This is a genomic window from Sphingobium sp. WR1, assembly GCF_059693745.1.
Window position 1 is genome coordinate 170,786 of record NZ_JCATID010000006.1, and the last position, 12,915, is coordinate 183,700.

Here is a 12,915-nt window from a genome sequence, read left to right on the forward strand (position 1 = left end):
CGTTCGGGCTGAGCCTGTCGAAGCCCTTCACTTCTCTTCAAAAAAGGGAAGCCCCCTTCGACAAGCTGAGGGCGAACGGAGGTTTGTTACACAGGAGAGGTTGCATGATCCCCTTTGTCGATGCTCATATCCACCTGTGGGACTTGAACCACATACGCTACGACTGGCTCAGCCCGCCCTTCTCCGACGAAGGGCCGAACGGCAGCGTCGAGGCGATCGCGCGGGATTATGGCGTGGCGCAGTATCGCGCCGACCTCGCCCGCTGGAATGTCGTGGGCGCGGTGCATGTCGATGCGGGTGCGGCGGCGGAAAGCGCTCTGCGCGAGACGCGGTGGCTCGATGGACTGGCGAAGCTGGAGGGGCTGCCGACCGGCTTCGTCGCCTTCGCGGCGCTGAACGATCCCGACCTCGACGCCCTGCTGGAGCGCCAGGCGGCGCATCCCCGCGTCAAGGGCATCCGCCACATCGTCAACTGGCATCCCAGCCCGAAGCGCAGCTATGGCCCGGTCGACCTGACCGTCGATCCGCAGTGGCAGGCGGGCTATGCGCTGCTGGCCAAGCATGGCCTGTCCTTCGACCTGCAATGCTATCCGCGGCAGATGCCGGGGCTTGCCCCGCTGATCGAGGGCCACCCCGACATTCCCGTCATCATCAATCATATCGGTATGCCGGTGCTGACCGACCCTGACGGTCTGGAGGACTGGCGCAAGGGCATGAAGGCGCTGGCCGCGCTGCCCCATGTCGCGGTCAAGCTGTCGGGCATGGGCTTCATCCGCCCCGACTGGACCCGCGAGAGCGTGGAGCCGTTCATCCGTGAGGCGATCGACCTGTTCGGGACGACACGCTGCGCCTTCGCCAGCGATACGCCGACCGACAAGCTGTTCGGACCCATCGACCGCTATATGGAAGCCTATCACGCGATCGTCGCCGACTTTTCCGAAGCCGACCGCTGCTCGCTTTTCGCCGGCAACGCCAATCGCCTCTATCGCCTGGGACTTGCCCTATGACCCCCAATCCGCTGCTCGGCGTTCTGTTCCACTGGCTGGGCGGTTTCGCCTCGGCCAGCTTCTATGTTCCCTATCGCGGCGTCAAACGCTGGAACTGGGAGATTTTCTGGCTGACCGGCGGCGTCTTTTCCTGGGTGATCGCGCCCTGGTTCTTCGCCGCCGTCCAGACCAACGACCTGCTGGGGGTGATGCGCCAGGTGCCCGGATCGATCGTCGGCTGGTGCGTTTTCTTCGGTTTCCTCTGGGGCTTTGGCGGCCTGACCTATGGCCTTACCATGCGCTATCTGGGTCTGTCGCTGGGCATGGCGGTGGTGCTGGGCCTGTGCACCGTCTTCGGCACATTGATCCCGCCCATCTTCGACGGGACGTTCATGACCGAGATCGCCGGCACCCTGCATGGCCGGATCGTGCTGCTGGGCCTCGCCGTCACGCTGGCGGGGATCATCGTCGTCGCCCGCGCCGGCGCGCGCAAGGATGAGGCGCTCAGCCCCGAGCAGAAGGCCGCCGCCGTGGCCGAGTTCGATTTCAGGAAGGGCATCGCCGTCGCCATCTTTTCTGGCATCATGTCGAGCTGCTTCGCCTTCGGCCTGGCGGCGGGCGAGCCGGTCAAGGCGCTCTCCGCCGCCGCCGGCACCGGGCCGCTCTGGACCGGCCTGCCGACGCTGTGCCTCGTCATGTTCGGCGGCCTCATCACCAATGCGCTCTGGTGCGGATGGCTGATCGCGAAGAACAGATCGGCCGGGCAATGGCTGGGCACGGCGGACGCATCGGGCAGGCGCCCGCCGCTGCTGCTGCCCAATTTCCTGCTCTGCGCGCTGGCGGGCACCGCCTGGTATTTCCAGTTCTTCTTCTACACCATGGGAGAGAGCCAGATGGGGCGTTTCGGCTTTTCCAGCTGGACGCTGCACATGGCCTCGATCATCATCTTCGGCACCTGCTGGGGCTTCGCCTTTCGCGAGTGGAAGGATGCGGCGCCGGCCGTCCGCCGCATGGTGTGGAGCGGGGTCGGCCTGCTGATCTTCGCCACGCTCATCATCGGCTATGGCAACCGGCTGGCCGGCTGACGCGGAGGCTATGGGCCGTCACGGTGCGGTGGCGCCAGTCGGGATCGGCCTTTGCTTCCTCCTTGGCGGCGGCCAGCATCAGCAGCGATGCGATCATCGGAACAGCTTCAGGTCGAAGGCGGCGGCCATGGCGCGGAAACCCTCGTCATTGGGGTGGAGCGCGTCGCCGACATCATAGGGCCTGGCCATGCGCGCCGGATCGGCTGGGTCGGCGATCGCCCTGTCGAGGTCGACGAAACCGTCGGCTTCGCTGTTGTCGCGAATCCACTTGTTGACCGCCATACGGGCGGCGTCACCCTCCGCGCTCCAATAGCCCGCCCCCTTATAGGGCAGGATGGTGGCGAGGATGACCTTCACGCCCCGATCATGGGCGCGCGCGATCATCTGGCGATAGGCGCCGATCAGCGCTTCGGGCGCCAGCATCGGCTGCTGGCTGCGGGCGGCGTTGCCGAGGTCGTTGACCCCTTCGAGGATCACGACATGGGTGATGCCGGGCACGGCCAGCACGTCGCTGTCGAAGCGCGCGAGAGCATTATAGCCGTCGCCTTCGGACAGCAGCCGATTGGCGCTGATCCCGGCATTGGCGACGCCGACCGATGTCCGCCTCGCCTTTTGCAGCCGCTCGGCGAGCAGGTCGGGCCAGCGGCGGTTGCTGTCGGGGGTAGCGCGCACGCCGTCGGTGATCGAATCGCCCAGCGTGACGATGGTGGTGCCGGGCTTGCGGTTCTCCACCTCGACGCCCGAGATGATGACGCGCGGGCCAAGCATGGTCGACTCCGACAGGTTGGTCGCAGCCGTCTGGTCGCCCGGCGCGGTCCAGCCGGTGGCGGCAGAGTAGCTGTGCACCGTCGCGTCAGGCGCGCCCTGCGGCAGGTGGATGCTGATGCTGAGCCGGGTGAGCGGCTTCACCGTCATCGCGACCGGATCGCTCAGCAGCGGCGCGCGGGCGGGAATGGTCGCGCCCTGCGCCTGGTTGAAGGTCACGACATGATCCGTGCCCGGCAGCGTCTCGCCATTTTCGCCAGCGAGCGCGACATGGACCGCGCCCAGCAGCAATGGTTGGGTCGACATTTCGTTGGAGAGGCGCAGGCGGATGCGCTGGCCGCCGCTGCTGATGCGGACGACCTGGCGCAGGGTGCGGTTGCTGAGGTCCGGGCGCTTTTCCGGTGGGGCCTTCGACACGAGCGGCGCGGCCATCCAGCTGCGCGACCAGCTTTGCGCCTGCAACGGCGTGGCGGCAAGCGCGAGCAACAGCGTCGCACCAAGGATTATGGTTCGCATCTCTTTCCCCCTTCACTATGCGGTCGATCGGACCACCGGATTGTTGCCCCAGAGCCGGTCGTAGCGCCAGCCCGACAGATCCTCCACCACCTGTCCCGCGCCGGGCGAGCTGGGCGTGCGCGCGCCGCTGCGCAGATGCTCGATCTCGCGCATCAATATGTCATGGGTAGCGGGGCTGAGGCGGAAGCGGGTCGAGATGAAGATGCCGAAGGCGAGGCAGCCGACCGTGCCCACGCTTAGCAGCAGCGCCATGGTGAGGATCGCGTTCGGGCTCTGGGTTTGCGCCCCCGAGACGAAGCCGCCCGCCTGCATGATGAAGCCCACGCCGGCGACGGCGGCAGCCTGTGTCGCCTTGCGCACAAAGGTCATGACGCCCGCGAAGCTGCCCTCGCGCCGCTGGCCGGTGACGATCTCGTCCACGTCGGCCATGTAGTTGTAGGTCGCCCAGGGGATATAGTTGAGCGCCCCGCGGCCCAACCCCACGAGGATGATCGGCAGCCAGATCCAGGCGGAGGTCGCGGGCACGCCCAGCAGCCAAAGGGTGATGAGCACGAACACGCCCACGGCGAAATCGGCGGCGGCGACCTGATAGGCGCGGCTGGGGGAAGCGCGCAGCGCCAGATTGATGGCGATGATCACCGCCATGAACTGGACGATATACATGGTGCCGAGCAGGCCCGACGCGATCGCGGTGGAGCCGGCCAGCGCGAAGATCACGAAGAAGGTGAAGGCCGCGTTGAAAATATCCTGGCTGATATAGCCGCCCAGATACATGCCGAGATGCAGGCGGAAGGCCCGGATGCGCATGGTCGAGAAGAGATTGCGGTAGAGCGCCTTCAGCGCCTGCCCCGCGCCGCCCGCCTGTGTCCGCCCTGGCAGCGCCTCCAGCGATCCGGGCATATGCCGTTCCCAGCTGAGGCGGTAGAGCAGACCCGCCGTCACCATGAACAGGGCGGCGAAGATCAGCCCCATGTAGAAGAAGGTATCGGCGCTGTCGCGACCGAGCGCATTGATCAGCCAGAGTGGCAGGAAGCCCGCGAGGATGGCCGACGCCTGGCCGAAGAGGATGCGGGCGCCGGCGAATTTCGCCTTGGTGCGATAGTCGGTCGACATTTCGGCGGCCAGCGTCTCGAACGGAATGATCTCCATCGCATAGACCAGCTCGAACAGCACATAGCTGACGAGATAATAGTAAAAGCCCTGCCCCGGCAGCCACATCAGCGCGAAGCTGGGCAGCAGCGGAATGGCGGCGAGGATGAAGAAGCGGCGGCGGCCGAACCTGCGGCCCAGCCAGGTCGATCCGAAATGGTCCGAGATATAGCCGATCATCGGCGAGGCGAAGGCGTCGAGAATGCGCGCCACCGCGAAGATGGTCGCCGCCTGTCCCGCGGTAAGGCCGCAGAACTGGGTGTAGAAGATCAGCACCCAGCCTGAGATGACCGCCATCGATCCCGCGCCCAGCACGTCGTTCGAGCCATAGGCGAAGTAATTTTGCAGGCGAACCGGGCGTGGCGCGGCGCGGGCTATATCGGTCACTCTCGGCTCCTCCGCCACATTTTTCATTTCGGTCCCGGGCGGCGGCCGTCCTTCCATTTCGGCCGCCGCCCGAGCGCGATCAAGGGTCAGATATAGGTGCGCAGGAACTCGCCCAGCGCGCAGATGGCCAGGCTCTGGCCATAGGGCATGGAGGTGAGCGGGATATCCTTGTAGAATTGCAGCGTGTCGCCCATCGCGGTGCCGAAGCTGACCTGCTGCAACTCGCCGCTCTCGTCGATATTCGCCAGCACGCCGCGCACCGCCTTGATGGCGACCGCCTCATAAGGACGGGGCAGATAGCCCTTCCGCACCGCCTTCAATATGCCATAGGCGAAGCCGGCGGTGGCGGACGCTTCCAGATAGCTGGTCGGATCGACGATCAGCGTGTGCCACAGGCCGGTTTCGGCGTCCTGCGTCTCGCTGAGCGTCTTCACTTGTGCCGCCAGCGTGTCGATCAGGAAAGTGCGGAAGAAATCGCCTTCGGGTAGGTCGAGAATCTCGATGATCTCGGGGATGGCGATCGTCACCCAGCAATTGCCGCGCGCCCACAGCGCCTGCGCGAAATTGTGGCGGCCGTTGAAGTCCCAGCCGTGGAACCACAGACCCGTCCTGCTATCGTAGAGATATTTGATATGGACCAGGAACTGGCGCTTGGCCTCCTCGACATAGGCGGGGCGGTCCAGCAGCAGGCCGATCTTGGCCAGCGGCAGGACCGACATCATCAGCGTGTCGTCCCACATCTCGCCCGGATTCTCGTCATTATAGACGATATGCTGGAAGCCGCCCTCCTGGGTCTTGGGCAGGCCGTCGGGCGCCATCAGCCATTCGGCCCAGCTGTCGAGATAGGGGATATAGCGCGGGTCCGGCTCATGCTCATGGAGGTAAGCGAGCGTGATGAACGGCGCCATGGTGTTGATATTCTTGGTCGGCGTGCCCTCGGCGAAGCGATCCTCGAACCATTGCTTGATGATGGTGAGCGCCCTCTGGTCGCCGGTCTGCTCATAATAGCGCCACATGCCGAACAGGCCGACGCCATGGGTCCATTCCCAGCCGGCCCAGCCCTTGGTGTCGATGATGCGGCCGTCTTCCAGATGGAGCAGGAACTCGCCCGTCTCGTCTTTGATGTTGACGAGATTGTCCATCAGCCGGTCGATGGCGTCGACGACCTGGCTGCGCGGGACATCATGATTGAGAGCGGCCACTTATTGGATCTCCTTGAGGTCTGAAGGTGCATTTGGCGCGGCCACTTGTCTTACCGGCAGACCGCCTTTGACATTGCGCAGGGTGACGAGGCGCACGGCTTCGAGCGCATCGCCGGGCTGGCCGTCAGACGTGACGGCCAGTGCGACATGATTCTGGCCCCGATGGTTCATTATGCCCTCGGGGATGGGAAAGCTGCGCTGCGGACCGACATGGGCGATGAACTGGCCCATATTCCAGCCGTTGACGAAGATCAGCACGCGGTAGCGGATCGGGGAGCGCGGCGTGGTCGCGTCGCCGAAGCTGAGCGCGATGGTGGCATCCTGCCCCTTGGGCACGTCGAGCACGAAGCTGGTGCGATACCAGTTCGTGCCCGCCTCGGCCTGCGTCGCGGGCACGCTCGCCTTCGCCCAGCCACTGTCGTTATAGCCCGGCAAGTGCCAGCCCATGCGCTCGCCATATTGGCCGCCATTGTTGGCCGAGCCGCGCGCGATGTCGGCCAAATCCTCGCCGCCCAACCTGCCCTGGATCTTCCAGTCGATCGGCACGGCGAAGCTGCGACCGCTCGGGCCACCCTCCAGCGAGGCGGAGATGAGGCCGCGCGCTTCCTTGTGGAAATCGTCGCTGTCCAGATCCCAGTTATGGCCGTTGTTGCGCACCATGACCGACACGACATGCTCGCCGGGGGCCTGCGCCTCGGCCGGCAGGGCGAAGCGCGCGGTGCCGGTGGTGATCGGACGGGGCAGGCCGCCGGGGGTTTCGCCTTCGCCGACAAACCTGCCGTCGATCCAGGCCTGCGCCAGACCCGAACCGCCCGCACCGTAATGAAGCGAGAGCGTCTTCGCGTCCGGCGATCCGGTGAAGTGGCCGCGATACCAGACGTCGCCGTCGTGGAAGCCATAGGCGTCCATGCTCATATTGGGTTGGCCATCAGGCCGGGCGGTGATGCTGGCATAGGCGCGGTTGTCGATCGCCTGCCATGCGCTGTCGTCGAAGGCGGGGTCGGCTTCGGGCGATCCCTTGGCCATGCGCCAGTCGCTGAGGGCGGGCAGGGCGATGGCGGTGGGACCGGCAAGTGGCTGGACTGCGGCGAGGCTGTCGACCGCTGTCGCTTTGGTCGCGACCTTCGCGCCGTTCCAGCTGACGGCGCGCACCGCCTTCGCCGCCCAGATTTCGAGCGGGCTGGCCTCTGCGGTGTCGCCGGTCAGCGCCAGCGTGCCGCCCCTGATCGCCGCGCTGCGGACCAGCGCTGGGCCGCGCACCAGCACGTCCTTTTCGCGCCAGTAGCGCGTCCCTTCGGCTTCGTCGGCGAGGATCAGGGTCAGCGGTGGACGATCGCCGCCTTCGATCCGCACTACGGAGCGGCCCTGATGGGTGTAGCTGAGCTTGAGGTCGCCTTTCGCAGCGTCGAAGGCGCTGGTGACGCCGCCTTCCAGCACCGTCACCTTCGGCGCCGAAGTGTAGCGCAGCATGGTCTCGCCCGGCTCTCCGGCGCGGCCGTAGAGCAGGATGAGGTCGGCCTTGTCGATGACCTGCGCTGACTGGAGTTCGGAGGTCGAATAGACCAGCCGCTGCCCGCCCAGCGTGACGCCCGCGATCAGCCATTTGGCGTCGAAGCCGTTGAGCTGCATCGGCACGGTGTAGCGGCCGTCCGGCAGGTCGGCGGTGAAGCTGAATCGGTCGTTGGTCTGCCCGTTGGACGGCTTGTGCGTCACCATCAGGAAGCGCGCGTCACTCTCCGGGCTTTTATTGTGATAAATCTGGATGTTGGGGGAGTCGATCTCCACCGGACCGGCCGGGACCATGCCCGCCATGTCGGGGACCGAGGCGATCAGGCCGCCCAGCTGCTTCATCTCCAGCGCCTTTTCCCGCACCTCGCGCGGTTCGGAGATAGCGGAGCCATAATCATAGCTGGTGAACACCACCGGTGCGGGCAGCCAGCCCCAGCTGGTGCCGCCATAGCCCATGTAGAAGCTCTGGATGCCGATGCCGTTGGCCAGGTTGGTGCCGTAGAAGACGCGCTGGAACCGCTTGCCGCGCTGGATCGCATTGCATTCGTAGCCGCCGTTCGACCCCCAATAGTCGAACCAGCCGCCGCCGAATTCGGCGAGGAAGCCCGGCGTGCCGGGTGAGGCGGACGCACCGCCCTTCGCGCCGCCCGGGCCATAATAGCCCCAGTCGGGCGCGGCCGACCCGCGCGTCGGCTGGCCGGTGACGGTGCAGGCGCCGCCGGGATAGCCGTCAAACGCATAGAGGTCGTTGGGGCCGCGGACGACCTTTTCGATCTTGGAACTTTCGGGCACCCAGTAACCGTTGCGGCCCTGATCGTTATGGAACAGCGGCACGGTGATGCCGTCGGCGCGCGCCCGGGCATAGAGATGGTCCATATAGCGCCGCTGCGCCGGGGTGGTCAGCGCCAGCTCATTTTCGATCTGGTGCAGGATGACCCCATATTTGCGCCTGGGATCATTGTTGATCTGATGTCGGGCGATGATCGCGTTGACCTGGCTGAGCCATTCGTCGGCGGCCGCCAGATAGTCGGGATCGTCGGTGCGGGCGCGGGCGCGCTGGTTGACCAGCCAGCCGGGAAATCCGCCGCGCGACAGTTCCGCATTCACATAAGGCCCGGCGCGGGTGATGACATAGAGGCCTTCCTCCTCCGCCATCGTCAGCAGCCGGTCGAGATCGCGGATGCCGGTGAAGTCGTAGACCCCCTGTTTCGGGCTGTGATAGCTCCAGTCGAAATAGAGGGCGACGCTGTTGAAGCCGCTCGCCTTCATCTTCTGGAGGATGTCGCGCCACAGATCGGGTGAGGGCAGGCGGAAATGGTGGAATTCTGACGACCAGATCAGCATCCGCTTGCCGTCGATCATCAGCGATCGGGCATCATAGGAAATGCGGCCGAACGTCCTGACCGGAGCCGACAAGTCAGCGGTGGGCCGCGCCTGCTGCGCCAAGGCGGGCGCGGCAGGCATGGAACCGAGCAGGAGGGCGGCGACAAGGGAGCGCATGGAATCCGGCTCAGTCCATGTGGAACAGCAGGGGGAGCGGCCATTCCCTGGGCTGGTTGCCGGGCTGCACCTCCATCAGCGGCGCCATATAGTCCCACCAGCGCTGCATCACCGGATGATCGGGCAGCGTATCGCGGCTATTGTCGTCGCGCAGCTTCAGCACCGCGAACAGGCTCAGCGTGTCTTCGTCCAGGAAGATGGAATAGTCGTAGATGCCCGAATCGGACAGCAAAGTGGACAATTCCGGCCAGATTTCGTCATGGCGGCGGCGATATTCCTCGACCACGCCGGGCTTGAGCTGCATCTTGAAGGCGTGGATCGTCATGGCTTCCCCCTCTCAATCATTGGATTGAACCATATTATGGAACGCAAGGCCTATATTTGGTAACATCGTCCCATATGCCAGTCAAATGCGATATGAGCATAACCCCGAGGTTCAACTGCCCGCCGGGCGCTGATCGCTGTGGATCAGGCTGGGGACGATCGCCACGGCGCTTACTGCGGGCGGTTTCGCCGGCGTGAAGGCCGGCATCGTCACATGCGACGCCAGCTCGGGGATCTGCGCCCTGATCCGCTCCGCCACGGCGCTCGCCAGCAGCCAGGCGCCATAATTGTTGTGATGCGTCCCGTCGGCCCCGCCCTGGTTGGGGTGACTACACGAAAGTGCGTTTTACGTACGCTAAGGGTGAACGGACAGGCAACATCATGTTTGGGCGCGCGGGGTCTGTCCGCGCCGGTTCAAGTTTTGTGCGGCAGGCAACGATTTGACAGACATAGCCGGAAAAATGGTGCCGTTGGCGAGCGGGGAGCGAAATCCTACGCTCAGCCTCCGGTGCATTATCGGGACACGGATTCACGGTGCGCGGTCATGGTCGCGGAAAGTACGCCAGACAACGCCAAGGGAGAAGCTTCGGCGCATGCGGGCGGGCATCGTCATGCGACAAGAAGTGACGAGGGCACGCGCAGCGGGCGAAGCTGGCCCGGATCGGGGCGGCTTTCGACGTTCCACCGATAGTCGCCAGTGAGCGAGATATGCTCCCATCCCAACGGGGCGATATGGCGAGCGATGTCGTCGGGAATGGACAGCGCCTCGGCCACCTGCTCGATATAGCGGGTGTTCCACAGGATTATGGCGGCCACGAGCAAGTTCAGGCCGGAGGCGCGATAGGTCTGGTTCTCGAACCGTCGGTCGCGCAGTTCGCCGAGCTGGTTGAAGAAAAGCGCGCGGGCGAGCACGTTGCGCGCTTCGCCCTTGTTGAGACCGGCCTGGGTACGCCGGCGCAGGTCGAGATCGCGCAGCCAGTCGAGCATGAAGATCGAGCGTTTGATCCGGCCGACCTCGCGTAAGGCCAGTGCCAGTCCGTTCTGACGCGGATAGGCGGACAATCTGCGCAGCATCGCCGCTGCGGTCGTGGTGCCGCTGCGGATCGAGGTGGTGAGACGCAGCAGTTCGTCCCAATGGGCGGCGACATGCCCGATGGCGATCGGATCGCCGGTCATGCCGGCCAGCAGCGGCCCGGCTTCCTGGCCTGGCAGCAGATGCAGGCGCCGTTCCTTCAAGTCGCGCAGGCGCGGCGCGAAACGGTAGCCGAAGAAGGCATGAGGCCGAATAGATGATCGGATGCGCCGGCGGTGGCCGCGATCACGCGGCTTGCGAACGGATCATATTGGTCCGACACATGGGTGTAGAAGCTGACGCCGGGCACGTTGCCGTTGCGTGCGTTGATGTCGCCGATCGCAGCGCCGCGCCCGCCCGCATGGAAGAGCTGGCCGTCGCTCGATGAGGAGGTGCCGTCACCCCACAGCGCGGCCAGCGGCACGGTACGATGAACGTCGATCAGCCTTGCCAGCGCCTCACCATAGGCGGCTTCGCTGATATGCCAGTCATGGAGATGGGCGAGTTGGCGCAAGGTCGCGCCATGACAGGTGTCGGCCATCCGCGTCAGCCCGAGATTAATGCCGTCCGCCAGGATCACGGTCAGCAGCGCATTGCGGTCGTCGGCTGTGCGACCGGAGCGACGATGGGTGAAACAGTCGGAAAAGCCGGTCCAGCCATCGACTTCCAAAAGGAGATCGGTGATCTTCACGCGCGGCAGCCGTTCATAGGCGACGCGGCGCATGTCCTCCGCCTCGGGCGGCGTGATCGCTTTGAGCGGCGATATCATGAGGCCATCGCCGTCCAGGCGAACCTGGGGCAGCTCACCCTGCCTGGCAAGGACTGTCACCCGCTCGATCGCGGTGTCGACGGTGGCGCGGCGATCCGCGATAAAACTGTCGAAATCGGTGTCGATCGCCAGCGGCAGCGGTCCTCGCGCGCGCATTGCATCGAAGGTGGCAGGCGGCAGGAGATAGCTATCGAAGGCGCGATACTGACGGCTTTCTGTCACCCATATGTCGCCGGCGCGCAGGCGATCGCGCAGTTGTGTCAGCACGCACAGCTCATAGGCGGCGCGGACGACCTGACCGTCGCGCAGCACGAACGGCCGCCATGACGGCGGCACGAAGCGCAGCGGCGGCTTGTCGGGCAGGCGGCGCTGTCCGGTGCGATAGATGTCGGCTATCAGGCGCGCAGCATCGAGCAGCCCCTGCACTGCGCTGGCGCCGCGAAACTCGAAGGCATTGAGGAACGGCCCGATCACGGCCCGAAGCGAGCGCTGCCGCTCGATCAGCTCGGCCGTGCGGTCGATCGTTTCCGGCGCGATCAGCAGTTCGGCGTCGACAACTGCCGTGCCCAGCCTTTCCCAGTCGATCGCACCGATGGCGGCAAGGGAGTCGACGCCCCGCGCCCGCGCGTCGAGCAGGGTTCGGCACGATCCGGTGAGCAGGCGCAACTGCGCCTGAAGGGACCGGATCGTGCCGATCGCCTTGTCCCGGGTCCGGTTCTCGGCCCGACGCATCATGCTGCCGAGCAGCTTGTCCATCATCGTCAGCACGGCATCGGTCAGGCTTTCCTCAAGCCGGATTCCAGCTGCGGCAAGGATCGCATGACGACGCCTGTCGGGCAGTTCCGCGAGTTGCTGGGGCGTGATGCGCGCCGCCTCATCCGCGATCCGGTCGAACGCGGCCTGCGGGATCGTCGTGGCGCGCGTCCCTGCCAGACCCAGCGCGCGAACATGGTCGAGCCGTTCGATCAGTCGAAGGACGTTGCGCGGTGCCGGGGACAGGGGCGGGTTGCGCAGCCAGGAGAGCCAGGTCGCGCTCTTGCCGTTCCGCCGCGACAGCAGGGCATCGAGCCGCGCGCATTCGGGGCCGCCGAGATCCCCGGCGAGCACGTCGTGGACCAGATCATCGGCCTGCTGCCGCGATCGCCGCACGATCGCCTCGATGACTGTCACGGATGGTAGCAATAATCGTCGGTGCCGCATCTCGTCGATAATGATGCCGGCAAGCCGCGAGGGCTGGGTGACAGTCTGCGCGATCGGCATGGCAAACGCGACCAGCGCGTGGAAATCCGCGCGGCCGAAAACGGCATGACCGAAGCGGCGCGACAGGTCAGCGAGGTGAGACCGCCGTGTCTCGTCGCGCCGGGCATAGTCGCGCCATATCGCCGGCGGCACGTTCAACTGATGGGCAACGAACGCCAGGATTGGCATCGGCGGCGCTTCGCCGGCTTCCAGCACCCGCCCCGGCCAGCGGAGATACAGGAGCAGCATGGCATAGCCCAGGCGCGTGGTGTCGCCGCGCCGGGATGCGATGAGGTGGAGGTCGTCACGGGTCAAGGTGAAGTGGCGCACGATCTCGCGTTCATCGAGCGAGGGATCAAAATGGCCCGCCAGCATCTCACGGGTTAGAAGACGTCTTCTCGCCAAGGTCGAA

Annotated in this window: 8 protein-coding genes and 1 pseudogene; 2 read left to right on the plus strand and 7 right to left on the minus strand. The window is 65.5% G+C overall.

Annotated elements, in window-relative coordinates; genetic code table 11:
* Positions 1-104: 104 nt before the first annotated feature.
* Both AC58EF_RS10150 and rhaT read left to right on the plus strand, forming a co-directional pair.
* Positions 105-1,007: an amidohydrolase family protein gene (locus tag AC58EF_RS10150; protein ID WP_497276008.1), complete on the plus strand. Its 903-nt coding sequence runs from the start codon at positions 105-107 to the stop codon at positions 1,005-1,007.
* Entirely contained in the window at positions 1,004-2,071 is a 1,068-nt protein-coding gene (gene rhaT, locus AC58EF_RS10155; RefSeq protein WP_497276010.1) for an L-rhamnose/proton symporter RhaT, read from the plus strand. The genes AC58EF_RS10150 and rhaT overlap by 4 nt, the downstream gene beginning before the upstream one ends.
* Here rhaT and AC58EF_RS10160 read toward each other — a convergent pair.
* The 7 genes and pseudogenes from AC58EF_RS10160 to AC58EF_RS10190 form a co-directional block, all read right to left on the minus strand.
* Positions 2,040-2,168, minus strand: coding sequence for a hypothetical protein (locus AC58EF_RS10160; RefSeq protein WP_497276011.1), 129 nt, complete (start codon positions 2,166-2,168; stop codon positions 2,040-2,042). The genes rhaT and AC58EF_RS10160 overlap by 32 nt on opposite strands.
* On the minus strand, positions 2,165-3,352 hold the full coding sequence (locus tag AC58EF_RS10165; RefSeq protein WP_497276012.1) for an SGNH/GDSL hydrolase family protein: 1,188 nt from the start codon (positions 3,350-3,352) through the stop codon (positions 2,165-2,167). Before AC58EF_RS10165 ends, AC58EF_RS10160 begins: the two co-directional genes overlap by 4 nt.
* Positions 3,353-3,367: 15 nt before the next feature.
* Complete coding sequence (locus AC58EF_RS10170) at positions 3,368-4,888, minus strand: MFS transporter (protein WP_497276013.1); 1,521 nt, start codon at positions 4,886-4,888, stop codon at positions 3,368-3,370.
* Positions 4,889-4,974: 86 nt separating this feature from the next.
* A complete protein-coding gene (gene bglB / locus AC58EF_RS10175) occupies positions 4,975-6,090 on the minus strand; it encodes a beta-galactosidase BglB (protein WP_497276014.1) in 1,116 nt (371 codons plus the stop codon).
* Complete coding sequence (locus AC58EF_RS10180) at positions 6,091-9,099, minus strand: glycoside hydrolase family 35 protein (RefSeq protein WP_497276016.1); 3,009 nt, start codon at positions 9,097-9,099, stop codon at positions 6,091-6,093.
* A 10-nt stretch (positions 9,100-9,109) separates the two neighbouring features.
* A complete protein-coding gene (locus AC58EF_RS10185; RefSeq protein ID WP_497276018.1) occupies positions 9,110-9,424 on the minus strand; it encodes an L-rhamnose mutarotase in 315 nt (104 codons plus the stop codon).
* 608 nt (positions 9,425-10,032) lie between these two features.
* Positions 10,033-12,908 (minus strand): annotated as a pseudogene (locus AC58EF_RS10190) (Tn3 family transposase).
* Positions 12,909-12,915 lie beyond the last annotated feature (7 nt).

Bases quoted from the DNA above. Each gene is read 5' to 3' on its own strand.
- AC58EF_RS10150 (WP_497276008.1), top strand. From the start codon at position 105: ATGATCCCCTTTGTCGATGCTCATATCCACCTGTGGGACTTGAACCAC.
- rhaT (WP_497276010.1), top strand. From the start codon at position 1,004: ATGACCCCCAATCCGCTGCTCGGCGTTCTGTTCCACTGGCTGGGCGGT.
- AC58EF_RS10160 (WP_497276011.1), bottom strand. From the start codon at position 2,168: ATGATCGCATCGCTGCTGATGCTGGCCGCCGCCAAGGAGGAAGCAAAG.
- AC58EF_RS10165 (WP_497276012.1), bottom strand. From the start codon at position 3,352: ATGCGAACCATAATCCTTGGTGCGACGCTGTTGCTCGCGCTTGCCGCC.
- AC58EF_RS10180 (WP_497276016.1), bottom strand. From the start codon at position 9,099: ATGCGCTCCCTTGTCGCCGCCCTCCTGCTCGGTTCCATGCCTGCCGCG.
- AC58EF_RS10185 (WP_497276018.1), bottom strand. From the start codon at position 9,424: ATGACGATCCACGCCTTCAAGATGCAGCTCAAGCCCGGCGTGGTCGAG.